This window comes from Streptomyces sp. NPDC050388 (genome assembly GCF_040655635.1).
Lineage (GTDB): Bacteria > Actinomycetota > Actinomycetes > Streptomycetales > Streptomycetaceae > Streptomyces.
Map to the genome: position 1 here is coordinate 22991 of NZ_JBFAKH010000063.1, position 23992 is coordinate 46982.

Annotated in this window: 27 protein-coding genes and 1 pseudogene; 17 read left to right on the plus strand and 11 right to left on the minus strand. The window is 70.0% G+C overall.

Annotated elements, in window-relative coordinates; genetic code table 11:
• The 4 genes and pseudogenes from AB0I73_RS29380 to mobC all read left to right on the plus strand — a co-directional run.
• Positions 1 to 463 (plus strand): annotated as a pseudogene (locus AB0I73_RS29380) (hypothetical protein); the annotation flags it as partial.
• Positions 460 to 651, plus strand: coding sequence for a hypothetical protein (locus tag AB0I73_RS29385; protein WP_363042330.1), 192 nt, complete (start codon positions 460 to 462; stop codon positions 649 to 651). The pseudogene AB0I73_RS29380 and the gene AB0I73_RS29385, both read left to right, overlap by 4 nt.
• An 86-nt stretch (positions 652 to 737) precedes the next feature.
• Positions 738 to 974 carry a hypothetical protein gene (locus AB0I73_RS29390; protein WP_363042332.1) on the plus strand — a complete coding sequence of 79 codons (237 nt, stop codon included), beginning with the start codon at positions 738 to 740 and terminating at the stop codon, positions 972 to 974.
• 158 nt (positions 975 to 1132) lie between these two features.
• A complete protein-coding gene (gene mobC / locus AB0I73_RS29395; RefSeq protein WP_363042334.1) occupies positions 1133 to 1603 on the plus strand; it encodes a plasmid mobilization relaxosome protein MobC in 471 nt (156 codons plus the stop codon).
• 9 nt (positions 1604 to 1612) lie between these two features.
• On the opposite strand, the gene AB0I73_RS29400 is transcribed toward mobC, so the two are convergent.
• Entirely contained in the window at positions 1613 to 1816 is a 204-nt protein-coding gene (locus AB0I73_RS29400; protein ID WP_363042336.1) for a hypothetical protein, read from the minus strand.
• A 368-nt stretch (positions 1817 to 2184) separates the two neighbouring features.
• Between AB0I73_RS29400 and AB0I73_RS29405 the strand changes: the two genes are divergently transcribed.
• Together AB0I73_RS29405 and AB0I73_RS29410 are read left to right on the plus strand one after the other, a co-directional pair.
• Positions 2185 to 3903, plus strand: coding sequence for a relaxase/mobilization nuclease domain-containing protein (locus AB0I73_RS29405; RefSeq protein WP_363042338.1), 1719 nt, complete (start codon positions 2185 to 2187; stop codon positions 3901 to 3903).
• Positions 3904 to 3987: 84 nt separating this feature from the next.
• Positions 3988 to 4437 (plus strand): hypothetical protein, encoded by a 450-nt coding sequence (locus tag AB0I73_RS29410; protein ID WP_363042383.1) that lies wholly within the window; start codon positions 3988 to 3990, stop codon positions 4435 to 4437.
• A 749-nt stretch (positions 4438 to 5186) separates the two neighbouring features.
• On the opposite strand, the gene AB0I73_RS29415 is transcribed toward AB0I73_RS29410, so the two are convergent.
• From AB0I73_RS29415 to AB0I73_RS29430, 4 genes are all read right to left on the minus strand, one after another.
• Positions 5187 to 6314, minus strand: a complete 1128-nt coding sequence (locus AB0I73_RS29415) for a three-Cys-motif partner protein TcmP (protein WP_363042339.1) — start codon at positions 6312 to 6314, stop codon at positions 5187 to 5189.
• Between the two features lie 101 nt (positions 6315 to 6415).
• Complete coding sequence (locus tag AB0I73_RS29420; protein WP_363042341.1) at positions 6416 to 7168, minus strand: phage Gp37/Gp68 family protein; 753 nt, start codon at positions 7166 to 7168, stop codon at positions 6416 to 6418.
• A gap of 233 nt (positions 7169 to 7401) precedes the next feature.
• Complete coding sequence (trxB, locus tag AB0I73_RS29425) at positions 7402 to 8376, minus strand: thioredoxin-disulfide reductase (protein ID WP_363042343.1); 975 nt, start codon at positions 8374 to 8376, stop codon at positions 7402 to 7404.
• Positions 8373 to 8795 carry an arsenate reductase ArsC gene (locus AB0I73_RS29430; protein ID WP_363042345.1) on the minus strand — a complete coding sequence of 141 codons (423 nt, stop codon included), beginning with the start codon at positions 8793 to 8795 and terminating at the stop codon, positions 8373 to 8375. The genes trxB and AB0I73_RS29430 overlap by 4 nt, the downstream gene beginning before the upstream one ends.
• A gap of 91 nt (positions 8796 to 8886) precedes the next feature.
• Here AB0I73_RS29430 and AB0I73_RS29435 point away from each other — a divergent pair, with 91 nt between their 5' ends.
• The 4 genes from AB0I73_RS29435 to AB0I73_RS29450 are packed head-to-tail and all read left to right on the plus strand — an operon-like array spanning position 8887 to position 12465.
• Entirely contained in the window at positions 8887 to 9195 is a 309-nt protein-coding gene (locus AB0I73_RS29435; protein WP_363042347.1) for a metalloregulator ArsR/SmtB family transcription factor, read from the plus strand.
• A 38-nt stretch (positions 9196 to 9233) separates the two neighbouring features.
• The gene (locus AB0I73_RS29440; protein ID WP_363042349.1) at positions 9234 to 10016 is read left to right on the plus strand and encodes an MIP/aquaporin family protein; all 783 of its coding nucleotides are present in this window, start codon (positions 9234 to 9236) and stop codon (positions 10014 to 10016) included.
• Positions 10013 to 11074 (plus strand): ArsO family NAD(P)H-dependent flavin-containing monooxygenase, encoded by a 1062-nt coding sequence (locus AB0I73_RS29445; RefSeq protein WP_363042351.1) that lies wholly within the window; start codon positions 10013 to 10015, stop codon positions 11072 to 11074. Before AB0I73_RS29440 ends, AB0I73_RS29445 begins: the two co-directional genes overlap by 4 nt.
• Positions 11075 to 11133: 59 nt before the next feature.
• Complete coding sequence (locus AB0I73_RS29450) at positions 11134 to 12465, plus strand: hypothetical protein (RefSeq protein WP_363042353.1); 1332 nt, start codon at positions 11134 to 11136, stop codon at positions 12463 to 12465.
• Positions 12466 to 12507: 42 nt separating this feature from the next.
• Here AB0I73_RS29450 and AB0I73_RS29455 read toward each other — a convergent pair whose 3' ends face one another.
• From AB0I73_RS29455 to AB0I73_RS29465, 3 genes are read right to left on the minus strand one after another with little or no spacing between them, the layout of a single operon-like run.
• Positions 12508 to 13014, minus strand: a complete 507-nt coding sequence (locus AB0I73_RS29455; protein WP_363042355.1) for an N-acetyltransferase family protein — start codon at positions 13012 to 13014, stop codon at positions 12508 to 12510.
• 29 nt (positions 13015 to 13043) lie between these two features.
• On the minus strand, positions 13044 to 13415 hold the full coding sequence (locus AB0I73_RS29460; protein ID WP_363042357.1) for a metalloregulator ArsR/SmtB family transcription factor: 372 nt from the start codon (positions 13413 to 13415) through the stop codon (positions 13044 to 13046).
• A 48-nt stretch (positions 13416 to 13463) separates the two neighbouring features.
• Positions 13464 to 14525: an NAD(P)/FAD-dependent oxidoreductase gene (locus AB0I73_RS29465; RefSeq protein WP_363042359.1), complete on the minus strand. Its 1062-nt coding sequence runs from the start codon at positions 14523 to 14525 to the stop codon at positions 13464 to 13466.
• A 107-nt stretch (positions 14526 to 14632) separates the two neighbouring features.
• Here AB0I73_RS29465 and AB0I73_RS29470 point away from each other — a divergent pair, with 107 nt between their 5' ends.
• The 4 genes from AB0I73_RS29470 to AB0I73_RS29485 all read left to right on the plus strand — a co-directional run bounded on the left by AB0I73_RS29470 (position 14633) and on the right by AB0I73_RS29485 (position 19056).
• On the plus strand, positions 14633 to 16021 hold the full coding sequence (locus AB0I73_RS29470) for an NAD(P)-binding domain-containing protein (RefSeq protein WP_363042361.1): 1389 nt from the start codon (positions 14633 to 14635) through the stop codon (positions 16019 to 16021).
• On the plus strand, positions 16018 to 17259 hold the full coding sequence (locus AB0I73_RS29475; RefSeq protein WP_363042363.1) for an MFS transporter: 1242 nt from the start codon (positions 16018 to 16020) through the stop codon (positions 17257 to 17259). Before AB0I73_RS29470 ends, AB0I73_RS29475 begins: the two co-directional genes overlap by 4 nt.
• Before the next feature lie 167 nt (positions 17260 to 17426).
• On the plus strand, positions 17427 to 18014 hold the full coding sequence (locus tag AB0I73_RS29480; RefSeq protein WP_363042365.1) for an HTH domain-containing protein: 588 nt from the start codon (positions 17427 to 17429) through the stop codon (positions 18012 to 18014).
• Between the two features lie 100 nt (positions 18015 to 18114).
• Positions 18115 to 19056: a hypothetical protein gene (locus AB0I73_RS29485; RefSeq protein WP_363042367.1), complete on the plus strand. Its 942-nt coding sequence runs from the start codon at positions 18115 to 18117 to the stop codon at positions 19054 to 19056.
• A gap of 79 nt (positions 19057 to 19135) precedes the next feature.
• Here AB0I73_RS29485 and AB0I73_RS29490 read toward each other — a convergent pair whose 3' ends face one another.
• A complete protein-coding gene (locus AB0I73_RS29490) occupies positions 19136 to 20425 on the minus strand; it encodes a hypothetical protein (RefSeq protein ID WP_363042369.1) in 1290 nt (429 codons plus the stop codon).
• 495 nt (positions 20426 to 20920) lie between these two features.
• On the opposite strand from AB0I73_RS29490, the gene AB0I73_RS29495 reads away from it, so the two are divergent.
• On the plus strand, positions 20921 to 21154 hold the full coding sequence (locus tag AB0I73_RS29495) for a hypothetical protein (RefSeq protein WP_363042371.1): 234 nt from the start codon (positions 20921 to 20923) through the stop codon (positions 21152 to 21154).
• On the plus strand, positions 21154 to 21426 hold the full coding sequence (locus AB0I73_RS29500) for a hypothetical protein (protein ID WP_363042373.1): 273 nt from the start codon (positions 21154 to 21156) through the stop codon (positions 21424 to 21426). Before AB0I73_RS29495 ends, AB0I73_RS29500 begins: the two co-directional genes overlap by 1 nt.
• A 319-nt stretch (positions 21427 to 21745) precedes the next feature.
• On the opposite strand, the gene AB0I73_RS29505 is transcribed toward AB0I73_RS29500, so the two are convergent.
• Both AB0I73_RS29505 and AB0I73_RS29510 read right to left on the minus strand, forming a co-directional pair.
• Entirely contained in the window at positions 21746 to 22231 is a 486-nt protein-coding gene (locus AB0I73_RS29505; RefSeq protein WP_363042375.1) for a hypothetical protein, read from the minus strand.
• Positions 22228 to 22875 (minus strand): helix-turn-helix domain-containing protein, encoded by a 648-nt coding sequence (locus AB0I73_RS29510; RefSeq protein WP_363042377.1) that lies wholly within the window; start codon positions 22873 to 22875, stop codon positions 22228 to 22230. Before AB0I73_RS29510 ends, AB0I73_RS29505 begins: the two co-directional genes overlap by 4 nt.
• A 908-nt stretch (positions 22876 to 23783) precedes the next feature.
• Here AB0I73_RS29510 and AB0I73_RS29515 point away from each other — a divergent pair.
• The coding region (locus AB0I73_RS29515; protein ID WP_363042379.1) for a hypothetical protein at positions 23784 to 23992 on the plus strand (209 nt) is incomplete at its 3' end.

The following is a 23992-nucleotide window of genomic DNA, read 5'->3' on the forward strand; positions in this document are numbered from 1 at the left end:
GGACCGGGGACCGAGCACCCCCGACACGGGGACCGACACCACCGGGGACCGGGGACCGAGCACCCCCGACACGGGGACCGACACCACCGGGGACCGGGGACCGAGCACCCCCGACACGGGGACCGACACCACCGGGGACCAGGGGCACAAGGTCCCCCTCAAGCGGAAGCCGAGTTCGAAGGCCGAGAGCAGAGTAGGCAAGCGGAGCAGGTCTCGGAGTCCGCAGACGCAGCGTCCGCCGCTCGAGCCGGAGCAGTCCGTGGAGCACCTCGTCGAGCAGGTCCGCCCTCACGTACCGGCCCTGCTCGAACGGGACGGCAACGAAGCCGTGACCCGGGTCCAGCTGAGGGAGATCATCCGGCGCGAGGGCCTCAAGGGCGGCCGGAACGACCGACTGAGCCTCGTTCTCCAGCAACTGCGGAGCGAGGACGCCACCACGAAGACAAGGAGCAGCACCCGATGAAGACCTGCCCGCGGTTCGCGTCCCTCCGTGAGGAGTACGAACGGGAGATCGGCTTCCTGAGCGCTCACTCCGAGCGGCATGCCGGCATGCCGTCGGCGAAGTCCAGCGCGAAGTACGCCGCCTCTACGAAGGCCCGGATGGCCAGGGCCCTCAGCGGCCACGTCGGACGCTGCCCCGAGTGCGGCTGACCCACAAATCTGCAGGTCGTTGCATCTATCGCCCGCGGTGGCCCGGCTCGATGCCGGGTCGCCGCCCCTGCTCCAGGAGGCACCCCGTGATTCCCCGTCCGGCACGCTCGTCCGTGCACACGACCATCGAAGCCTGCGCATGGGCCAACGTCCTGGTCCGCCGACGACTCCTGCACGCCGCGATCCTCGCCCCGAACGGCCAGTGGCTCGTCCAACCCGAGGCCGAAGGCCCCGTCCACGTCCTCGCGGGGCCGGCCGACATCGTCGATCTGGCCGCCACCATCCAGCACCGTATCCGCTCCACTAGGGCCCGCACCCGATGACGAACCCGAACGAGAACGGCACCACCCCGGAACCTGCTCGGGACCTCAACTCGGTCTCGGGGCGAGCAAGTTATCGGTCAAGACACTCTTCCCCGTCGGGGAAGGCGACTTGGCCAGAGCCCGCCCCGGGGGTGGCGGGAGCGGACCAGCACCGGGGGGTGCTGGTCCTCGAGGCAGCGACCAGGGGCGAATCGCAGCCGGAGGAGAAGCCGTCGCCGCGCAAGCGCCGCGACGCGAAGAAGACCTCGCGCAAGCGCTCGCCGAAGCCGCCTGCACACAAACGTGATTACGTGTGCAGCGTCCGCCTGAACGGCGACGAGAAGAACCTGCTCGCCGCCGCCGCAAGCGCGACCCGTACGAGCCTGCCTGCCTTCCTGGCCCGCAGCGGTCTCGCTGCCGCGCACGACCTCGACAACACCGCCGCCGCGGTCGCCGGCCATCGCGAGCTGGTCGCCGAACTGTTCGCCGCCCGCCGGCACCTCGGGCAGGTCGGCAACAACCTCAATCAGGTAGCCCGTGCCATCAACTCCGGTGGCCGGCCGATGGAGATCGACGCGGTCGTCGCCGCGGTCCAGCGCGCCGTGACCCGCGTGCAGGCGGCCACCGACCGCCTGCTGGAACAGCGGTGATCGCGCAGCTCACACCGTCCCCGAGTCGCTGCTGGCCGGCAGGTCGCGGACGTCGCGTCGCACAACCTCTCGGACCCGGTCACGCAGCGTCCCGACCTCGTCCTTCACGGCACTCAGGCCCTGGAGGTCCCGCTGGCCGGCGGTGACCACGCAGTCGCGATCACCCCGCAGACCGTAGAAGGCTGCGTCGGCAGCCTGGACCCCATCCGTCAAGGCCAGGACGTGGATCCGCTGCCGGGTGCCGCCGAGGTTGAAGCCAAGCCGGCAAAGGCTACGGCGGCTCCTGTGCGTTCCTCGGCCGCCGTGGTGCTCAGCACGCGAAGGAGGTCCCGTCCCGTCTCCTCCATCGCGACCAGGTACGCGGCATTCAGCGCCGTACGCAACTCCAGCAGACACGCAACCGACCCCCGACGCCACCGTCGCCGATCGGCCGGCGTCGTCGCGCCGGCACCAAGCAGAACTCCCACCAGTCAGCAAGCGGCGCTGGCCAGTTCAACCGTGACGGATTCCCGCCACGAGGACCTGGAACGCCCCCCTTCCCACTGACCATCCCAATTGATCAATCGGTCGAGGACAGCACCATGATTCCCCGGATCCAAAAGCGCGGGCAGCGCACCATCGGCCTCCTGTACTACCTGTACGGGCCGGGCAAGTTCGAGGAGCACACCGACCCGCACCTGGTCGCCTCCTGGGACCACAACGCTCCCGACCCCGGCCGCGACGCCGCCACGACCCTCCAGCAGCTCCAGCAACTCCTGGACCAGCCCGTCGAGAACATCGACCTGGCGCAACGGCCGAAGAAGCATGTGTGGCACCTGTCCGTCCGCAACGGTGCCGAGGACCGGATCCTGACGGACGAGGAATGGGGTGACATCGCCCGCCGCATGGTCGCCGCCGCCGGCATCGACGACCCCGAGCAGGATGCCGGGTGCCGGTGGGCGGCCGTCCGGCACGCCGACGATCACATCCACATCGTCGCCACCCTCGTCCGCGAAGACGGCTACAAGCCCGACCTCGACCACGACGCCGCCCGCGTCCAGGCCCAGGCCCGCATCCTCGAAGCAGAGCTGGGCCTGCGCCGCCTCAACAAGGGCGACGGCACCGCCGCGAAGCGCCCCACCAGCGCCGAACGCCACAAGGCCGAGCGCCAGGGCCGCGAGCGCACCGCGCGGGAGGAACTGCGCGAGACCGTACGCCGCGCGGTGGCCGGCGCCACGAGCGAGACCGAGTTCTTCGACAGGTTGGCCGCCGCCGGGCTCCTGATCCGCAAGCGCGTCGCCCCCTCCGGCGACCTGCTCGGCTACAAGGTGGCCCTGCCCGACGACCGCAACAAGGACAACGAGCCGGTGTTCTACCCCGGCGCGCGCCTCGCCCCGGACCTGTCGCTGCCCCGAGTCCGGGAGCGCTGGGCCGCCGGTATCGGCAACCAGGACACTTCGACAAACGCTCCCGTCGGCACAGCACCGGACAGCCCGTCCGCCGCCCGCCGGCGGACCACATCAGCCGTCTGGACCGCGATCACGATCGTCGAGCACGGCGACGATGCGGTCGCCGCCGCGTACATCGCGGCGGCCGGGGAGGTCCTGGATGCCCTCGCGGCGACCTCCGCCGCCCACACCCGGCGCGAACTGCGTGACGCCGCCTTCGCCTTCGAACGTGCCTCCCGCTCCCACGTCCGGGCCGAGCGCGGACACGACCGGGCACTGCGGCAGGCCGCCCGCGACCTCGTCCACGGTGGCCCGGCCCTCGGGCGGGGCGAAGACGGCGCGACGACCGCGATGGCGATCGACATGCTGTTCTTCCTGATCACCGCTACCGTCCACTGGCACGCGAGGAAGGGGCACGCGCAGCAGGCCGCCGCCGCCCGCCAGGCCGCCGAACACCTGCGCTCCGCCTACCAGGCAGCCGCTGCCCACCCCCTCGGCGCGCTCTACCAGCGCGGCCGGCGCCTGGGCCGCCCTGTGGTCCAGCGGCAGACGTCGGTGCTGCGCGAAGCGGTGCCGGAGCTAGCCGAGCAGATCCTCGCCGAGCCCGGCTGGTGGGCGCTCGCCGCCACCCTCGCCGACGTCGAAGCCGCAGGCCACGACCCGGCCACCCTTCTGGGCGACGCCGCGGGAGGGCGGGAACTCGACACGGCGGAGTCCGTCAGCGACGTCCTCGTGTGGCGGCTGCGGCGGACTGCCGGCCTGCCCGCCGACACCAGCGACAAGGTGACCAACACTCAGGCAGCGGAGCGTCCGGCACGCCAGGCGGGCCGGCAAACACCGGGACGGCCCGGGCACCGGCGTGGGCGGTCGTGACTGTGGACTTTGTGAATTGAAGCAGGCCGGGGAGTCAGGACACGATCATGACGCGTGCAGGACGAGACGAGGGAGAACGTCAGGGTGTTCGAACGAATACGCCGCCGCCGCGACGCGGCGGAGCCCAGCGAGATGCAGCGCCAGCACTTCGAGATGTGGGCGCGGCTGGAGGGCCAGGTGCCGCCGGAGGTCGAACGGATGCGGGCTGAACCACAGCCCATCCAACCGGTCGCGCTGGTGGACGACTTCCTCCCACCGGAGCTGCGCGTGCCGAGTCACGACCAGCTCGACGGCCGGATGATGCCCTGGAAGCAGCCGATCGTCCTCGACGGCGAGATGGTCGCCTGTGCCGGGTGCGGCGCGTACCGGGATTGGCTCGTCCTCTCCACCCGGGACCAGATCTGGCTGCGCTGCCGGGCGGGCCATCAGCAGCGCGAGTCGCGCCTCGACACCGCCTGGTACAACCGGCACGCCAGCCCCGCGGACGCGACCCACGCCACGTTCGAGGACTGCCTGCGGCACCTCGGCCACTGACCTCTATTCCTACGACCCCACCGGGCCCACGGGCCCGTACTGACCACCCGTCGCCTAGCCCCAAGGGGTCAGCTCTACAGGGCGGGGAGGAGGAGACCGCGACGCCAATCACGAAGCCGTATGAGGCGGAGACCGGTACGACCGACAGCGGGCCCGTGCGGCGCGCCGGCCGGTTCGCGGCGCGGTCCCCCCACGGCTTCCGCAACGGACATCCGTACCCCCTTGGGCCTGGAGGCCGGGGCTCGCGGCCCCGCCCGCGGGCTGTCCTGCCCACCGGGAACCAGAGGAACTCCTCGACGTCCAGGGACGGTTGCCGCGGCAGCCGCTGCGGGACCGCCTCGATCTGTGGGCCCGCCGCGAGGGAACAGACACCGCCCGAGGTGGTGCACCGACGCTCCGGGCGACACCCATGTGCCCGCAATGCGGTCCGGCCGCCTGACGGCCCCTTTCGGCACATAAAGAGGGCGGGACCCGAAAGCCCCGCCCGGTATGCGTGAAGCCTCGGATCAGGGCCACACCAGGCAATACGGCTGACGTCCCGCTTCGTGCAGCCGGTGCGAGAAGTCCTGCCACTCGTGCAGCGATTGGAGGAGACGGGGCGCTGACCTGGGGCTTCTTGGCGGTATACGCGCTGACCTGCGGGAACGACTCTTAGTAGTTTTCACTGCTCGGCACCGTTTCTCAGGCTCATGTGCCCTCGATGTGCCCTCGCGGACGCATGGCTGCCGAGTGCTTGCGACAGTGGCGGCTCACCAGAGGGCGCCCTGCTCACCGGTCGGAGCTGCCTTGAGGCGGCTCGGTGCCATGGTCACCCGCGTCTTGGTGTTGATGGCGTGGGGCTCCGTTGCCACGGTGCCTTCGTCACGCAGTTGGCGTACGACCTTGATCACTTGAGTCGGACGGTAGACGGTCTCCAGAAGGGTGTACCTCTTGAGTTCCGGCACTGTCCGCCCTGTGGGCGACTCGGCTATGACGTCTCGCAGGATCCTTCGCAAGGGAGCTGTGTTCGGCTCGAATTCGAGGTCGAGCATCTGCTGTTGCGTGTCCTTGGGGTCGCGGTAGCGGACGCCGTGTGAAGGGTCGACCTTCCACATGGCGTCCTTCATCTTCTCCAGCCCCTTTTCGTGCTGGGTACCGAAGATCAGGTAGAGCTTTCTGCTGCCCTCGTCGACCATCTCGAAGTACAACGTGTGGGAGAAGCCGGCCTCGCGCAGGGTCCTCCGGTACTGCTCGCGCAGGAACGTGAACTTCTGCGCGGAAGGCTGCTCGAAGACGGCGCGCCAGTCCTGGGAGCCGAACGCTTCGTCACCGCGTTGGCGGTGGCCGTTGTCATTCTTGGCGAACCGGGTGAGAAAGGTGGGCCCGAAGGTCACCATTACTTCGGTGCTGCGCCAGAGCCCTAGCTCGCGCAGTAGCGAGTACGGGATGTCCGGTCCGCCGAAGCTGTCCAGGAGGACGAAGAGGGGCTGCCCTAACGCGCCTACGGTCCTCAGCTTCTGCAAAAGGACAGGGTGGAAGTCGGCGTGCTGTATGTCTACTTGCAGCCGCTTGGCGATGTCGTCTGTGTGCTTCGCGCGGACGAGTGCCATCTGGCGCTTCAGTTCCTCGGCGCGCCGGGGATCCTCTTCCGTGAGGATCAAGCGCATGCGCTTCGGCATTCTTTCAAGAGCCTCGGCGAAGACGTCGTAAGCGATCACCGGAGAACCAGGTTCGCCTTTCTGGTAGACGCCCGCTCCCGCGAAGCCCTCGGCGTATGTGATCACATCGTTCCGAGACAGCAGGATCGGCGCCCATGCCTCCAGGTACTGCTTGAGTAAGTCGTGTTTGGCTGCCGTGTGCGGATCGCGTTCCCACACGGCGTCCTTCGGCACGGCCATGACGGCTCCCCCCGCTCCAAACGGCCCACTGGGAAGAGGGTCACACACCGTTGCCAAATGTCACCAGAGCGCGCACGGCGTCTGTTGAAGATTGGCCGTTACTACGTTGTCATCGCCAGCCGAGGAGGCATCTCGTCCCACGTGGCCCCGGCAAGTTCGCGGCCTCCTGCTTTAGGCGAGCGGCCGCCCCATTGCTTGAAGAAGAAGGGCACGCCGGTCTCGCTGCAGGCGTCGCGGATGTCGACCAGCCACTGTTCTTGCACGGGCCGATATTGGGGCCCGGACTCCCCGCCTGCGATGACCCAGCCGATGCCGTCCAACCGCAAACCGGTCAAGGGGCCGAGGAGCGGCTCGCAGGACAGGAAGCGCACCGCGGCTGGGACCGGTCGCAGGTCGTCGACGCGATCCAGGTGTTCCTCGTTCTCGACGGAGACTCCCATCCATAGGTTGGGGGGCCAGTCGAGCTCGCCGGCCACTCGCCGAAGCCTACGGGCCCTCTTGGTCAAAAGCTGGTAGGTGTGTTGTGGCGTCTCGGCGATCACCTGGAAGACCTGCCGTACGAAGTCCAGGGGCACCTTGGCATGGAACAGATCGCTCATGGAGTTGACGAAGACCATGCGAGGGGCCTTCCAGTGACGCGGGATGTCCAGTGCGTTCGGGTGCAGGGAGAGACCAAAACCCGGACCGGAAGTCCTGGGATCACCGTCCACCTGGTATTTCGCAACGCCCATGGCCTTCAGGCGTCTTGATAAGACCAGGGCATAGCAGTTGTCGCACCCGGAGGAGACGCGGTCGCATCCCGTGGTGGGATTCCAGGTCGCCTCGGTCCACTCGATCGTGCTGCGATCGCCCATCGGTCCCCTCCCGTCGCGGGTGGACAAGGACCATCAGCGCTTGCCCGTGCCCACTCGCGCTTCGACTGCGCTGCCTAACGAGCGACGTGCCGAACTGACACGCGATCAATCACCCTATCCTTCATGTCGAACGTACGTTCTGTGAAGGGGGTGTTGGGCTCGAACCTGAGTCGCTCAGTGCAGCGTGGGGGCCGGACGGCTCTGCACTGCGGGTCGCCTTGAGCCCCCGCACGTCAGGCCACGGCAGCGGCCGAAGCCAGTTCCTCGCTGCTGTCGGCGAGCGCAGCGAGATGCCGCTCTACGTCCAGGGCAGCCGCACAGCCACTGGCGGCGGCAGTAATGGCCTGGCGGTAGGTGTGGTCGACGACGTCGCCAGCAGCGAAGACGCCGGGGATGTTCGTACGGGTGGAGGGCGAGGCGACCTTGATGTAGCCGTTGTGGTCCAAGTCCAGCTGGCCCTTGAACAGCTCCGTGCGCGGGTCGTGGCCGATGGCGATAAACAGCCCGGTCACGCCCAGCTCGCGGGTGGCACCGGTGAGGACGTCACGCAGCACGACACCGCCCAGCATGCCGCCTGTGTCCTTGATCTCGGCAATCTCGCTGTCGAAGGCGAAGGAGATCTTGTCGTCGGCGAAGGCCCGGTCTTGCATGACCTTCGAGGCGCGCAGCGTGGAGCGGCGGTGGACCACGGTCACGGAGCGGGCGAAGCGGGTGAGGAACGTGGCCTCCTCCATGGCGGTGTCACCGCCGCCGACCACGACGATGTCGCGGTCACGGAAGAAGAACCCGTCGCAGGTCGCGCACCACGAGACGCCCCGGCCGGACAGCTCCTCCTCGTTCGGCAGGCCGAGCTTGCGGTAGCCCGAACCGGTCGCGAGGATCACCGTCCTCGCGCGGTGCACGGTGCCGACCGAATCGGTGAGCAGCTTGATGTCGCCGGTCAGGTCGACGGACACGATGTCGTCGTCAATCATCTCGGCGCCGAACCTCTCGGCCTGGGCCCGCATGTTCTCCATCAGGACCGGGCCGTCGACGCCCTCGGGGAAGCCGGGGAAGTTCTCCACCTCGGTGGTGGTCGTCAGGGAGCCGCCGACGAAGATGGAGCTGCCGAACAGCAGGGGCCTGAGTTGGGCGCGGGCGGTGTAGAGGGCGGCGGTGTATCCGGCGGGGCCGGAGCCGATGATGACGACGTCGCGTATGCCGCTCACGCCATGGCCTCCGGCTTCTCGGGGGCGATCTCGGCGATCAGGCCCTCGACCAGGGTCTTGATCTCGTCGCGGATCGGGCGGACGGCCTCGACGCCCTGGCCGGCCGGGTCGTCCAGCTGCCAGTCCAGGTACCGCTTGCCGGGGAAGACCGGGCAGGTGTCGCCGCAGCCCATGGTGATGCAGACGTCCGACTCCTTGACCGCGTCGATGGTCAGGATCTTCGGGGTCTCGGCGGAGATGTCGATGCCGACCTCCGCCATGGCCTCGACGGCGGCCGGGTTGACGTGCTCGCCCGGGTTGGAACCGGCGGAGCGGACCTCGATGCGGTCCCCGGCCAGGTGGGTCAGCCACGCGGCGGCCATCTGAGAACGGCCGGCGTTGTGGACACAGACGAAGAGTACGGAGGGCTTGTCGGACATCAGAGGTCTCTCTTGTCTCATGACGACATCAGGCGCGAATGACATCAGCACCGGGTGGTGTCAGTCACCACTGATGTGAGAATATCAGCGCATGCTGACGTCAGTCGACACTGATCTGATCCGGGTGCTCGCCGACCCGCTCAGGCTCCAGATCGTGACCCTGCTCGCCCAAGAGACGCTGTGCACCACCCACCTGGTGGAGGAAACCGGTGCCAAGCAGACCAACCTCTCCAACCACTTGAGAGTGCTGCGCGAGGCCGGGGTCGTGGAGACGGAGCCGTGCGGCCGGTTCACCTACTACAAGCTGCGCGCGGACGTCATCGCCTCCCTCGCGGGCCAGTTCGCCGATCTGGCCGAGTCCGCCCGCACGGCCGCCGACAACAAGCGGTCCTGCCCCTGATCCCTCGCCTCCACGGCGACTGCACCAAGGAGTCCTTGTTGACCGCCACGCACGAGTCCGCCGCGGAGTCGGCGATACCCGCGGCCGAGCCGCAGCCCGCTCCGGGCGCCACCCCGCCCCGCAGGCCGCTGGCCGCCCGGGCCACCGCCGAACTGGTCGGCACCGCGAGCCTCGTGGCGGTGGTGATCGGCTCCGGTATCCAGGCCACCGAGCTGACGAAGGACGTCGGGGTGCAGTTGCTGGCCAACTCCCTGGCCACGGTCTTCGGCCTCGGCGTCCTGATCCTCCTGTTCGGCCCGGTCTCCGGCGCGCACTTCAACCCGGCTGTCACGCTGGCCGAGTGGTGGACGGGCAGGCGCGGTGGCGCGGGGGTGATGACCCGCGAGGCGGCGGTCTACGTCCCCGCGCAGATCGTGGGTGCGATCGCGGGCGCGATCCTGGCGGACGCGATGTTCGGCGAGCCGCTGGTGGAGTGGTCCACCCGCGATCGGTCCGCCGGGCACCTGCTGCTCGGCGAGGTCGTCGCCACGGCCGGCCTGATCCTGCTGATCTTCGGCCTGGCCCGCACTGACCGGCTGCGGTTCGCCCCCGTCGCGGTCGCCTCCTACATCGGCGCCGCATACTGGTTCACCTCGTCGACCTCCTTCGCGAACCCCGCGGTGACCATCGGCCGTGCCTTCAGCGACACGTTCGCGGGCATCGCGCCCGGCTCGGTCGCGGGCTTCATCGGTATGCAGCTCGTCGGCGCGGTTGTCGGGCTGGCCCTGGTGGGGCTGATCTTCATGCCCGGTCGGACGGCCGAGGAGCGGTCGGCCGCATGACGAACGCCTCGCAGGTGGTGGTGATCGGCGGCGGTCAGGCCGGGCTCGCCGCCGGCTACCACCTGCGCCGCCTGGGCGTGGACTTCGTCATCCTCGACGGCCAGTCCACGCCGGGCGGGGCCTGGCAGCACACCTGGGACTCCCTGCACCTGTTCTCCCCGGCCGCCTACTCGTCCCTGCCCGGCCGGCTCATGCCGCCCCAGCCCGGTGAGACATATCCCGATGCCTCGCACGTGGTCGCGTACCTCGCGGACTACGAGAAGCGGTACGACCTTCCCGTCCAGCGCGGCGCTCTCGTCCAGGCCGTGCAGCGCGACGGGCCCTTCCTCCGCATCCAGGCCGACATTGGCACCTGGCAGGTCCGCGCGGTCATCAGCGCCACCGGCACCTGGACACGCCCCTTCCTGCCGGCTGTCCCAGGACGCGAGGTCTTCCAGGGCCGGCAGCTGCACACCGTGGGCTACCGCCGCCCCGGCGACTTCGCCGGCCAGCGTGTCATCGTGGTCGGCGGCGGAAACTCCGGCGCGCAGATCGCCGCCGACCTCGCCCTGGCGGGCGACGTCCAGGTGACGTGGGCGACCCGGCGCCCGCCACGGTTCCTGGCCGACGACATCGACGGCCGCGCCCTGTTCGACGTCGCCACCGCGCGCCGCCGCGCCCTGGACGAGGGCCGCACCGACACCGGCGGCGTCACCTCGCTCGGCGACATCGTCGCCGTTCCACCCGTGCGCGCCGCCCGCGACGCCGGACTGCTGACCGTGAAACCGATGTTCTCCCGGCTCACCAGTGGCGGCGCCAGCTGGGCCGACGGCAGCCACGCAGGTGCGGACGCGGTCATCTGGTGCACCGGCTTCCGCCCGGTCCTGGCCCACCTCACCCCGCTGAACCTGCGTGGCCGGCGCGGGCACATCGCGACCCACGGCACCCGCGCCCTCGGCGAGCCGCGGCTGCACCTGCTCGGCTACGGCGACTGGACCGGGCCGGCCTCGGCCACCCTCATCGGCGTCGGCCGGACGGCCCGCGACGCTGCCCGGCAGATCCGCGACCTGGTCCGCTGAGGGGCGGAGAACAAAATTCCGGGGCGCCGGGGGCCGTCCAGCGCGTCTAATGAACCCTTGTGACCGAACAGCCCTCATCCGCCCTGCGGCGGTTCGTGGAAGACGACGACCCCAGCGGCCTCACGCTCATCGTGGACACGCCCCAAGGGCCGCACCTGCGCCGCATACCGCCCGCGCTGCCCTTGCCGTCCCATGTCGACCACGGAGCCGGCGCGGAAGCGGCAGCCCATACCGCCGCGGCCACCTGGGGCCTGCCCGACTTCGTGTTCCAGCAGGCAGCGCACGCGGCCAAGGGCTCGGGCCGGCGAGAGCTGGGCGACCGGTTGCTCCTCGCCGGCCAGCGCGGCGCGGTCGTGCAGGTCAAGGCCCGCACCATCACACCCAAGCCGGATGCTCAGGAAGCGGGCTGGATCCAGAAGGTGGCAGCCAAGGCGATGAGCCAGGCCAAAGGAACCGTCCGGCAACTGCGCATGGTGCCCGCCGACATGGTCAACGGCCGCGGCCGGACGCTGCGTGTCGACGGCAACGCCTACGCATGGATCGCGGTGTTCCTGCTGGACCACCCGCAGGTTCCCGAGAACACCGTGGCCACCTGGCAGCCGGTCGGCATGCCCGCCATCGCGCTGACCCGTCGCGACTGGGACTTCCTCTTCGACCAGCTGCGCTCCACCACCGCCGTGCTCGACTACCTCTTCCGCGCTGCCGCCGAACCTCCCATACCGCTCGGTCAGGAGCCGGTGCGCTACTACGAGTTCGCCGCTACAGACGCCACCACGCCGCCCGCGGACATCGACACCGAGCTGGTGGAAGCGGGCGGCACGCTGTTCTCCACACCGCAACTGCCGCAGGCCCCTGCCGGCGCCGACGGCACCAACGCCCACCTCATGACCCGCATCATGCTGGAGGACATAGCCCTCAGCCCTCTCGGCGACTCCCTGACCGAAGCCAACCGCTTCACGGTCCTCTCCGACCTCGACCGCCTGCCCGTATCGGCCCGGGCCGAGTGGGGCCACCTGCTGCTGGACATGCTGCGCGACGTGCCGCAGGTGCCCGACGAGCACTGCAAGTGGCGCTTTCGGCGGATGCTCGACGAAGACGGCACCCGCCAGCTCATCGTGGGCGCCGCCACCCGCTTCGACCCCGTCATCCAGGCCGGCTTCTCCGCGTACGTGCAGCTGCGGCACCACGAAGTGACCTCGCGCACCGGCCGAACAGAGGAATCCTCCACCCTGGGAGTGCTGCTCACCCCGCGTCATGACGGGAGACGGCCGTGGGACACCAGCACGGTGCGCGTACACGGTGACCTTGAACTGTCCGAGGAAGAGCTGCGGGTCTACAGCGAAGGATGGAACCGCGCCCTCGAAGACGGCACGGCCGACGTGAACGACTGAGCAAAAGCAGGAGACGTAGGGCGGGCCTCGTGGCGCAGCCGCTCACACCACCGTGCTGCTGCGGCGTTCGACGAGAACGACGTCGCGCCAGACGCCGCGGTGACGGCCGATCCGCTCGCGGGTACCGATGACGCGAAAGCCGTGGCACTGGTGCAGGACCAGGCTGGCGGCGTTCTCGGGGAAGATCCCGGACTGGATGGTCCAGATCCCGGCCGACTCCGTGGAATCGATGAGCGCCTTGAGGAGGGCGGAGGCAATGCCGCGGCCCCGGGCGGCGGGGTGGACGTAGACGGAGTGCTCGACGACGCCGGCGTAGGCGCACCGGTCGGAGACCCGGGAGGCAGCGACCCAGCCGAGCGCCGCCCCGTCCTCGTCCAGCGCGGCAAAACGGTGCCCGGCCAGCCTGGCGGCGTCGAACGCCTCCCAGGTCGGAGCGCTCGTTTCGAAGGTGGCGTTGCCCTCATCGATACCGGCCTGATAGATCGCCAGGACCTGTTCGGCGGCCAGCGGCAGAATCACCGCGCTCGACGAGCCGAAAGCTACGGACACGACGCCGTCCCTCTCCTGGCCGGCGGTGGTCAGGCCGCGGCGGCGGTGGTCAGCAGCTTGCCCATCGCGGCCAGCACCGACGGCTCCACGCGGTAGTACACCCAGGTGCCGCGCCGCTCGGAGGTGAGCAGCCCGGCCTCCTTGAGCTTCTTCAGGTGGTGGGAGACGGTCGGCTGGGAGACACCCACGTCGGAGATGTCGCACACGCACGCCTCCCCGCCCTCGTGCGAGGCGACCGCTGAGAACAGCCGCAGCCGCACCGGGTCACCGAGGGCCTTGAACATCCGCGCGGCCGTCTCCGCCTCCTCCGCGGTGAACGGGCGCTCGGTCAGCGGCGGGCAGCACGGCACCGCACCCTGGCCGTCGGCTTCGAGCAGCGGCAGCACCTTCGCATTCGACATACGTCTATGTTCACACACGTCGAACCAGCCGGGCGAGGGGGCGGAAACTCACCGCCGACGCAGGTGGGCCGCCAGGTGGCGGGCGATGTGGGCGGCGTCCCGGCCGACGCCGCGCAGCGAGTTGGAGGACAGGGAGCGCTGCCACTCCAGCCCGACGAAGGCCAGGCCCGGCACGGCGCGCGCGGCGCCGCCGCGGTGCCGGGGGCGGCCGGCGGCGTCCAGGGCGCCGTCGAGGCCGGGGAGGTAGGGCAGGTCGGGGCGGTAGCCGGTGGCCAGCACGATCCCGTCGACCTCCTCCCGAGTTCCGTCCGCCCAGACCACTTTCGTCTCTTCGGCGCCGGTGAACACCGGTCGCCGGTCCGGCGCGCCCTGGGCGAGGGCGGCGCGGTAGCGGCCGTCGTCGATGACGGGCTGGGTCGGGGGCTCGCGCAGCAGGCCGCCGAGCGGGGCGGTGTCCAGGCCGGTGCGCTGCAGCCAGAAGTGCAGCTCCCGCCCGGCGATCTGCTGGCGGATGAACTTCACCGGCGCGCGGCTGGCGAGCGTGACCCGGGCATCCTTCGCGAGTTCGGCGGCGATCTGCACGGCGGAGTTCCCCGCGCCCACCACCACGACCCGCTGCCCGGCGAACGGCTCCGGACTGCGGTACTCGGCGGCGTGCAGCAGCGTGCCGGTGAACGTCTCCAGGCCCGGCAGGGCGGGGCGGTGGGGCCGGCCGAACGTGCCGGAGGCCGCGACCACGGCCCGGGCCGCGAGCAGGCCGCCGCCCGCCAGCTCCACCTCGAAGCCGCCGTCGCCGCGCCGGACGGCGGCGACCCGGTGGCCGGTGCGGATGTCCGCATCCAGGTGCGCGGCGTACGCGGACAGGTAGGCGACGACCTCGTCCCGGTGCGGGTAGCGGTCCGGATCACCGCCCGGGAACGGCATGCCGGGCAGTGCGCTGTACCAGGCGGGCGAGAAGAGGGTGAGGCTGTCGTAATACCGCGGCCACGACCCGGCGGCCTGGCCGGACGCCTCCAGCACCACGGGCGTCACGCTGTGTCGCAGCAGAGCGTGCGCGGTCGCAAGGCCGGACTGGCCGCCGCCGATCACGGCGACGTCAACGTGCTCCATGAATGAACCCCCGGATTCGACGAATATCTATGTTGACGTCTATCGATACAGGCGCCATGCTGGCGGCGCAACCCATCGACAAATATCGAAACACGCAAGGAGTCGCCGTGAACCTGCCTGCCACCGCCGAGCTGCCCGTCCTCGTGATCGGAGCCGGACCCGCCGGTCTGGCCGCCGCCGCCCACCTCGTCGACCACGGCATCGAACCCCTGGTCCTGGAAGCCGGACCAACCGCCGGCGCGGCGGTGCGCGAGTGGTCGCACGTCCGGCTGTTCTCCACCTGGGGCGAAGTGGTCGACCCGGCCGCCGAGAAGCTCCTCGCGCCCACCGGCTGGACGCGGCCCGACCCGGCCACCTACCCCTCCGGCGGCGACTGGGCCGAGCAGTACCTGCAGCCCCTGGCCGACGTCCTCGGCGAGCGCGTCCGCATTGGCGCCCGCGTCACCGGCGTCTCCCGGGCGGGCCGGGACCGCATCGTCGACGCCGACCGCGACACCCAGCCCTTCGTCGTCCACGTCGCCTATACCGACGGAGCCGAGGAACGGCTGTTCGCACGCGCCGTCATCGACGCCTCCGGCAGCTGGACCGCCCCCAGCCCGGCCGGCGGCAGCGGACTTGCCGCACTCGGCGAGCGCGCGGCGGCCGACCGCATCACCTACCGCGTCCCGGACCTGAAGGACCCGGCCCTGCGCGCCCGGTACGCGGGCAAGCGCACCGCCGTCATCGGCTCCGGCGCCTCCGCCTTCACCGCGCTCGCCTACCTCGCCGACCTGGCCAAGGCCGACGACGGCAAGGGCACGAAGGCGGTGTGGATCCTGCGCCGCGGCATCTCCGGCTCCACCTTCGGCGGCGGAGAAGCCGACCAGCTCCCCGCCCGCGGCGCCCTCGGCCTCGCCGCGAAGGCCGCCGTCGACCAGGGCCACGCGGACGCGGTCACCGGCTTTCGCACCGAGGCGATCGAGCGTGACGGCGACGGCCGCCTGATCTTGGCTGGTGAGGACGGCCGCCGCCTGGACGCGGTGGACGAGGTCATCGTGCTGACCGGCTTCCGCCCCGACCTGTCCTTCCTCTCCGAGATCCGCCTCGGCCTGGACGAGCGCCTCCAGGCCCCGGTCGCCCTCGCCCCGCTGATCGACCCCAACCAGCACTCCTGCGGCACCGTCTACCCCCACGGCCACCGCGAACTCGCCCACCCCGAACAGGGCATCTACCTGGTCGGCATGAAGTCCTACGGCCGCGCCCCCACGTTCCTCGCGATGACCGGCTACGAGCAGGTCCGCTCCGTCGCCGCCGCCCTCGCCGACGACCTCGACTCCGCCGAACGCGTCGAACTCACCCTCCCCGAAACGGGCGTGTGCGGCGGCGCCGGCCTCTTCGACACCCCCGAGACCGACCAGACCGGCGGCGGCTGCTGCGCCCCGGCGCCCCAGCTCATCCAGCTCGGTGCACCGGCCGCCGCCGAGCCGGCACCGGCGGGCGGCTGCTGCGGCTCGTGACCACTTCCAGCACCCGCCAGCGCGGGGCCGCGACCGGATCGGGGGACCGGTCGCGGCCCCGCGCCGCCCTGCCCGCTCTCTGCGCCACGCAGATCGTGAGCTGGGGCATCGTCTACTACGCCTTCCCCGTCCTCAACCCGCAGATCACCGCCGCGACCGGCTGGCCGGCCGGGGCGACCACCGCGGCGTTCTCGCTCGGCCTCGTCGTCTCCGCCCTCGCCGGGATCCGCGTCGGGCGCATCCTCGACCGGCGCGGCCCGCGCACTGTCATGACCGCCGGCTCCGTGCTCGGCGTGGTCAGCCTCCTGATCGTGGCCGCGGCCCCGAACGTCCCGGTCTTCATCGCCGGTTGGGCTCTGGCCGGGCTCGCGATGGCGGCCACCTTCTACCAGCCCGCCTTCGCCGCCCTCACCCGGTGGTGGGCCCCCGACCATATACGCGCCCTGACAGTCGTCACCCTCGCCGGCGGGCTCGCCTCCACCGTCTTTGCACCCCTGACCGCGGCCCTCGCCGACCACCTGTCCTGGCGCCACACCTACCTCGTCCTCGCCGGCATCCTCGCCGCCGTCACCATCCCCGCCCACGCCCTGGCACTGCGCGCACCCTGGCCCGACGCCCCGACCACCCCGGCACACACGACCGCAGGCGCGGCCAACGTTGGGCGCAGCCGGCCCTTCCTGCTGCTCGCCGCCGCCTTCACCCTGTCCAGCTTCGCGATGTACGCCGTCGTCATCGCCCTCGTCCCGCTCCTCCTGGAACACGGGTACACCACCAGCCAGGCCGCCTGGGCCCTCGGCATCGGCGGCGCCGGACAGACCCTCGGCCGCACCCTGTACGCCGCGCTCGCGCGCCGCACCACCCCAACAGCCCGCACCACGATCCTGATCGCCCTCGGCGGCCTGACCACCGCCGCGTTCGCTGCCGCCCCCGGCCCGTACGGCCTGCTCATCGTCGTGTCGGTCGTGGCCGGCATGGTCCGCGGCAACCTCACCCTGCTCCAGGCCACCGCCGTCACCGACCGCTGGGGCACCGCCCACTACGGCCGACTCTCCGGACTCCTCGCGGCACCGGCCACCACAGCGGCAGCTCTGGCACCGTTCGCCGGCGCCGCCCTGGCCGTACCGCTCGGCGGCTACGGACCACTCTTCTGCCTCCTGGCCGCCGTCTCCGTGGCCGCCGCGCTCATCGCACCGTGGACAGCCACCGGCGCTGTACGCCGCCGATCCCCACGACTCTGACAGCAGCCACGATCACTCCGCAGAGCAACCACGCAGCAACATCAGCGACGTTTGCCAACAAGCGTGCTGATTTGCCAACTGAGCTGCGTCGTCTCACCGGCGTCGGCAGGCGACTTGGGCGTGGGATCCAGGCGTCTGTCCACAGGTGATCCGTGGTCCCTGGTGGCATGAGCGATGACGAGCAGCAGCCGGCCCCGCGCCGCGGCAAGGTTCTGGAGGCCCTCGCACGGGCGGAGCGGAAGGTGTTCACCCGGCCCGCGCCGAAATCCGCAAAGGCACAGGTGAAATTCCTTCTCACGCGGGCGAAGGGGTCGACCAAGGCCCTGGCGGAGCGCCTGGGTGTCTCACGCCGCACGGTGCAGCGGTACCTCGCTGGACAGCTGACGACCCCGCAGAAGCGCCTCCAAGCGGCCCTGGTGGAGGAGACCGAATCCGAGTGGCAACCGCAGGTCAGAGCACAGGCACGGCAACAGGCGGCCACCTCCAGCGGCATGATGGTGGAGGTCACGGCGTACTTCGGATTCACCTGCACGGGCAGCTCGGACGACGGCCGCATCCGCACCATCACCACCCCGATCTCACCCACCTACGCCAAGCAGATCCTGGAACTCCAGGAGGCCGGAGCGACGGAGGAAGACCTGCATCCGATCGTCGCTGAGGCCATCACCGAGTCGTATTTCACGGAATGGGGCACCCGGGCCGATGGCCTGCGCGCGGATTTCACGCACGTCCAATCCATAGATTTCCGGTTCTGACACGGTGGAATTCCGGGCCTGCTATAAAACGAATCGGCGGGCCGCCGTACAGCGCTCTGGCGGCGGCCCGCTCCCAGTCCGCACCACGAATACGAGGCCGATGATGACCACGCCCCGGCGCACCGCCCGCCGTCCGCTCGCCGCGCCCCGCGAGCCGGCCGACCCCGCCCGCATCGGCCGCCGCGTCGTACGGCGCCGGGCGAAGGGCATGGACGCCGGCGCCGTCGCACGCGCCCTCGAGGACGCCTGGTTCGACGCGCGGCAGGACTCACGGCACGAGGACCTGGCCGACGACGTCCGCGGCCGGGCGGAGCTCGCGGAGTGGGAGCGCCTGGCGCAGCTGCTCGCCGCCGCCGCGCCGGGCACCGTCTACGACCCGGACACCGACGACGTCGTCCGGGCCGAGCTCGCCGCCGAAACCGCGGCCGCCGCCGAACGCGAGGCAGCCGTACACCAGGCGCAGCGCATCGCCGCCCGCGTCGACGAGCTCCAGGCGCTGCGCGAGCTCAGCACGCTGGAGCAGACCGAGCCCCGCGACGGGGACGAAGCCGTGCGCGACGAGCTGACCCGGCGAGCCGGCGGGTACGTCCAGGCCGACGTCGACGCCTGGCTCGCCCACGCCCTGGCCGCGCATCTCGGGCACTACCGCGACCCGGCCGCCCGCGAGGCCGCCGCCGGCCTTCTCCCGCCGCTGGTCCTCGCGCACGCCGCGCTGCTCGCCGAACTCGCCCGCCTGGTCCCCGGCGCCAGCGTCGACGAGCTGGCGTTCGCGGCCCGGCTCTCCACCAGCGAACCCGAAGCCGCCGGAGCCCTCGCCGCGTTTCTCGCTCGCGCCCGCTCCGAGACAAGCTGGCCTCTCTCGGTGTCCTGTGACAACGAACTCGGACCGATTGCCACCGAAGTTGGACCGCTACAGGTCAGACCCCGGGACGCTGGCCCAGCAGCCGCAGGGCCAGCTCCGCCTGCTGGCGGCGGACTCGGGTGGGGTCCGGCGCCCGGGCCTTACAGGAACCATCCCCACTCCTGGCTGCCAGCACAGTAGAGGTTGGTGCGGTGGCGGGCCGCCCCTGCCCCGGGCTGGAGGCCACTGCCCTGGATATGTGATCTCGGGGCTGGTCACGTCATTCGCCTTCCTCCAGCTTGGCGGTAGCGATCTTCAGCCAGGCTTCCAGGTCGATCACCCCCTGCGGTAGATAGCACTCACTATGGCCCGCAGCCAGTCTGTCCTCCGAGGGCTCGTACGCATTCGGGCCGACATGCCTGAGGATTAGAAGCTCAGCCATGCGGCACACGATGCGGGTGGCACTGGCGAGTTGGACAGGCTCGCCTTCAAAGCGCTCGTGCTCGTCCAGGCGGCCACTCCACCCATTGCTGTCGCGTGTGATTCCGACCTTATGGAACAAGGTTCCGTCGAAGTCGGTGAACTCGTAGATGTATATGAACGCGGGTGCTTCAGCGAGCTTACTGTTCTTGCGCAGTGAAGGAATACTCCAAAATCCTCGGCCGTTGCACGAGGCGCAGGCCACCCCGGTGCTGGACCGTCGGAGAACCGTGAGTCGTGGCGTGGTGCGCCTGTTGCAATGGATGCAGCGCCCTTCGACCGCCGTGCCTGCGTTGACCCAGCCCTTCACGTCCTTCACACCGAGTTCATAGAACTCTTCAAGAGCCTCCTGCTCGGTGAGCTCGACCACCCGGATCGCCTGCAGTGCGCAGGGCTGGCAGCCCCAAACCCGAAGCCCGCGCTGCAGGCGATAGTGGATGTGGCTAACCCGTGCACGATATGGCTGATTGCACCGGGTGCAGATGCAGTCGACCGGCACGCGCGTAGTAAGGAACGGTCCAACCTTGCGGAGTCCCGCTTGAGAGAGGATCTCGCGTGCCTGCTCGTCGGTCAGCCTGAGGCAACTGGCGCATCCTCGAGTGCCGCGCTTCTGCGCTTCACGCAGATTGTTCAGGCGAATCGGGAAGGACTTCTCGCATTCTCGGCACTTAACCGCGACTGGCATATGGGTGTTCACGTAGGTGCCGATCAAGTCGAATCCGTACTCCTTGAACTCTGCCCCGATGCAGGTATCGCACTCGCGACGGTTCGGCTCTGTGTAAGCACCGCATTGTGAGCAGCCCGTCATCCCGTTACGCCAGACCTGGTAGTAGTGGCGGCGGCACAGCTTGAGGGTCCTGTACTCCTTCGCCTCCCGAGGGCACCGTCCACCGACCGCGACACAACGGATCGGCTCCCTGGGGGTCGGCGGTTGGAGCTCTCCGCTCTCTCGCGCCTTTCGCCACCTGATCACCGTTGAAGCGTGGAGGCTGTACTGCTTCAGCACGTCCTTCCTCGTGCCGGACGGCGCGGCCTCGTAGGCGTCAAGAACTTCGATCTTGAACTCGTAAGGGTGGTCTCGATACGGCACGACCGCAGCATGCCAGCAGCCTCTGACGCCCCGTCCACTGCTGGCAGCCCTGACCAGTCAACAGGCGGAGCTGGCCCTGCAGTTGCTGGGCCAGCGTCCCGGGGTCTGACCTGCAGCGGTCCAACTTCGCTGTCACGAACGACTGCCGGTCCAACTTCGGTGGCAATCGGTCCGGGTTCGTTGTCACAGGGCACTCGGGCCGTGTCACGCTGACAGAGAGTGAGCGTGACAGAAGTGTCACGCTCCCCCGAAAAAGCGTCACGCCAGGTGTCACGCCGCCACGAATACGTGCCTGTTTGTCCGCTTCTCGGCGCCTGTAGGGGCTTCCAGGCTGGATTTCGAGCGGGGGAGCATGACAGCCGGGAGTCGGGCTCACGCGCGCTCGGGAGCAGTACGGAGAGTAGTCGCTGGCTGGGTTCTTCCGGAGTGGTCCCCGGCCCGGTTGCCCGGCGATACCGTGGTGAGACCCGCCAGTTCTGCCCTCTGGAGCCCTCGATGAGCGAACAGCCGGCCTCCGCCGACACTGCCCGGCAGCAGCTGGAGCCCGCGGCCGCCGACGGGTTGCGCGCGTACGCGGCCAAGACCCGCGCCGACGCCGACCGGTTCGCCGCCGTCCTGGAGGACATCGCCACCAACGGCCTGCCCTCGGTGGAGGACTGCACCCCGTGGGAGGAGCTGCGCGAAGCCCACCTCGCCCGCCTCGCCCGCCAGCGCCCGGCCGTCGCCTGATGCCCCCGCAGCACGGCCCGCGCCGCGCCCGGATCGCCTTCTCCGACTCCGCCGCCAAGCAGCTGGAGAACATCACCAACGAGGCGGAGATCCACGCCCTGGACCGCGCCCTGGTCGTCATCTCCGTCGACCCCGACGTCGGCGAGCCACTCCCCGCCGACACCGCCGGCCCCCAGCTGCGCCAGTACACCGACGAAGTCGAACAGGTCCGCGTCCTGTACTTCGTCACCGCGCTGCGCACCGTGGTGGTCGTCGCCTACATCGAGGTCTAGCCCAACCAGGCCAGTGCGCGGCAGCGGACCTTTGCTTGCGCTGCTGGTCGCCGGGCTGGATGCAGCAGGGGCCTCCCGTGGTGCAGCAACGGGTGCTGCGCAGCATTCGCACGGCCCAGGCGGCACAGGGCTGCTGCTCGGGCAGCAAGGCGCCCTCACCGTGCAGCGGATTGCCGCTGCACCTACGCCGTCGCGGTTGCTGCCGCCGATCCGCCGTTTCCTCTCCAGGGCAACGGTGTACCGCTCCGAACACGAGAAACGGCGCCGCACCGACGGGGTGCAGCGCCGTGTCACCCGGGCGGGCGGCCGGGCGGCCGGGTCAGTGGACGCGCTTGAGACGGGGCGGTTTCGTGATGGGCGTAACGTTGCCCTTCGCCTTGGCCTCGGCTTTGCGGGCCTTTTCGTCCAGGTGGAGCTGGAAGCGGCGCTCGTACTCATCTTCGAAGTCGCCGACGTCCAGCCGCATGTCCTTCGGCAGGGCCTTGATGGCGCGCTGCTGTTCGCGGGGGTCGTTGAAGGCGGCGATCATCGGGTGGAGCTGGAAGCGTCCGCGGCGGACCACGGTGACGAGCCGGGCGGCGACCAGGTGCGGCATGGCGCGGCTGATCATGCCGCGCTCCATGGCGAGGCCGTGGGCGAGTTCGTCGTGGGTAGCGACGACCAGGCCGCCGGGCTCCTGCTCGGTCATCATGTGCAGCAGCAGCGTGTAGGCGGTGGGAGGAAGCCGCGGTACGTACGCGAGGCCGTTGAAGCTGCCCCACAGCACGTTGCGGCGCGGAACCCATTCCTCGGCAGCGGACGTCATGACGTGGCCTTCCCTTCCCCATCCGACTCCTTGCGCACTGCCAGTTTCGCGCCAGGAGCGGCCATCGCCCGGAATGCTTCGGGCGCGTCCGGGTCCTCCATGATCTCGCGCAACAGGTCGAGCTGCTCCACCCTGTCGCCGATACCCGCCTTGGAACGCTTCTTCTCACCCTTGCGCGGCTCCCTGAGCCCTCCCCTGAGCGACGCGGCGGGGTTCAGCTGGTACAGGCCCCGCTGGAGCCGTCGGAGCGCGCCGTCGGCCTCCAGGACGTTGAAGACCCGGCTGATGTGAGGCCGGCTGTACCCGAGAGCTTCGGCAACGTCCTCGTGGGTCGCCTCGATCAAGCCGCCCGGCTTCTGGGACCCCATGAGGGTGAACAGCACCACCAGGACGAACCGGTCGCTGTCGTACCGCACGGCGGCCCAGCGCATGAACTCTAGGCTGTCCATGGAGAACGCCTCGCCGATGAAGCCCGTGCTGGCGCCGATCGGGAAGACCTGAGCGGCGTGGCCGGCAGGCAGCTCGATCGTGGAGCCGGAGGCCCGGTTGTACGCGGTGGGCGGAGGCTTCGGACGGCGCCGACGACGGGACGGCGCACCAGGCAGCTTCGGCGCTGCGCTCCCGTCCAGGGGCCCTGAGCTCATGGAGTCGCTGTCTCCTTGATCGTCGTGACGTCAGCACCCTAGCGGAGAACCGTGGCAGTAGTGCCACCAAAACGCGGCAGCGCCGCCACGAAAGTCACCCGAACGTCAGCCCTGGACTGACCTTCGCCGTCGACCACCGACGAGCGGTCTCTGACGCACCGCAAGCCGTTTCGTGGCAGTAGTGCCACGAAACGGTGTTCATGAGTCAGGATCGTCTGACATCCCGACCGAGATATGTCAGTCCAGGGCTGACATATCTTTCCGAACGCGGCTCGCTGACCTGCGGAAACGCGCGGCTCTTACCTCTAGAGCGTGCGCGCGCGTGATACCGGATCTCGCCCGTCCGGATCAAGCACCGCCACGCCGTGGGATCCGCCCATCAGCAGCAGCGTCAGCAGTGCCGGCCGGACCCCGTCGTGGCGCGCGCGGCCTCGCGTGCGGCTCCGTGGGTCCCGCGCGGACCGTAGGCGTCAGCAGCGGCTCTGAGTCTCGGGTAGTGCCGGCCGTGACGTTCAAAAGCACGGAGGCGTGGCCGGTGCCGGTGAGTGGTTCCGCCGCCCGGCCCTGGGGGCCGTTCGGCTCCTGTACCTCCGCACTCCGGAATTTCAGGGTTTCCGATATCCGAGGTACCGTTCTGTGGCTGGACCCGAGCATTCCCAATTCGTGATTCCTCGCCTAAGTGGTGGGCCAACTACCACCGCTGATGCTTTCTCAAAAAGAGCGCCCCGCCCAGGTGGTTGGGGGGTGTCCCGAGTTTCCGCCAAAGGTACATGCTGCATCAACCTGATGCGCGCGGCACACTGGAACCCACACGAACGAGCAACCCCCACCTCTCGCAGCCAGCTTGGCCCGCGAAGCGGGCCCCAACGGTCCTGAAGGCGCAGCCGGAAGGGCCATCAGGCGGGGGAGTGCAGCGGACCCGCCGTCCGGGCTGGAGCGCAGCGGAAGCCCGATGGAGGGACGAAGTCCCGCCGCTCCGGGAGCGCAGCGGACGGAGCAGCAACCCCGATGCTGCGCATCGTCTGCACCCGCCGACGCGCGCCTCCGAGCCGGACGCCGACGGCAAGCGGCACTCCGAGCACAACCCCGGCTCGCTGGGCAAGGACCCGGTCGACCC

What these genes read in the sequence shown, in the direction of transcription:
- AB0I73_RS29500 (WP_363042373.1), top strand. Translation starts at nt 21,154, where the DNA reads ATGCCCCCGCAGCACGGCCCGCGCCGCGCCCGGATCGCCTTCTCCGAC.
- AB0I73_RS29485 (WP_363042367.1), top strand. Translation starts at nt 18,115, where the DNA reads ATGATGACCACGCCCCGGCGCACCGCCCGCCGTCCGCTCGCCGCGCCC.
- AB0I73_RS29445 (WP_363042351.1), top strand. Translation starts at nt 10,013, where the DNA reads ATGACGAACGCCTCGCAGGTGGTGGTGATCGGCGGCGGTCAGGCCGGG.
- AB0I73_RS29430 (WP_363042345.1), bottom strand. Translation starts at nt 8,795, where the DNA reads ATGTCCGACAAGCCCTCCGTACTCTTCGTCTGTGTCCACAACGCCGGC.
- AB0I73_RS29420 (WP_363042341.1), bottom strand. Translation starts at nt 7,168, where the DNA reads ATGGGCGATCGCAGCACGATCGAGTGGACCGAGGCGACCTGGAATCCC.
- AB0I73_RS29480 (WP_363042365.1), top strand. Translation starts at nt 17,427, where the DNA reads ATGAGCGATGACGAGCAGCAGCCGGCCCCGCGCCGCGGCAAGGTTCTG.
- AB0I73_RS29465 (WP_363042359.1), bottom strand. Translation starts at nt 14,525, where the DNA reads ATGGAGCACGTTGACGTCGCCGTGATCGGCGGCGGCCAGTCCGGCCTT.
- AB0I73_RS29415 (WP_363042339.1), bottom strand. Translation starts at nt 6,314, where the DNA reads ATGGCCGTGCCGAAGGACGCCGTGTGGGAACGCGATCCGCACACGGCA.
- AB0I73_RS29405 (WP_363042338.1), top strand. Translation starts at nt 2,185, where the DNA reads ATGATTCCCCGGATCCAAAAGCGCGGGCAGCGCACCATCGGCCTCCTG.
- AB0I73_RS29460 (WP_363042357.1), bottom strand. Translation starts at nt 13,415, where the DNA reads ATGTCGAATGCGAAGGTGCTGCCGCTGCTCGAAGCCGACGGCCAGGGT.
- AB0I73_RS29385 (WP_363042330.1), top strand. Translation starts at nt 460, where the DNA reads ATGAAGACCTGCCCGCGGTTCGCGTCCCTCCGTGAGGAGTACGAACGG.
- AB0I73_RS29510 (WP_363042377.1), bottom strand. Translation starts at nt 22,875, where the DNA reads ATGAGCTCAGGGCCCCTGGACGGGAGCGCAGCGCCGAAGCTGCCTGGT.
- AB0I73_RS29505 (WP_363042375.1), bottom strand. Translation starts at nt 22,231, where the DNA reads ATGACGTCCGCTGCCGAGGAATGGGTTCCGCGCCGCAACGTGCTGTGG.
- AB0I73_RS29495 (WP_363042371.1), top strand. Translation starts at nt 20,921, where the DNA reads ATGAGCGAACAGCCGGCCTCCGCCGACACTGCCCGGCAGCAGCTGGAG.
- AB0I73_RS29435 (WP_363042347.1), top strand. Translation starts at nt 8,887, where the DNA reads ATGCTGACGTCAGTCGACACTGATCTGATCCGGGTGCTCGCCGACCCG.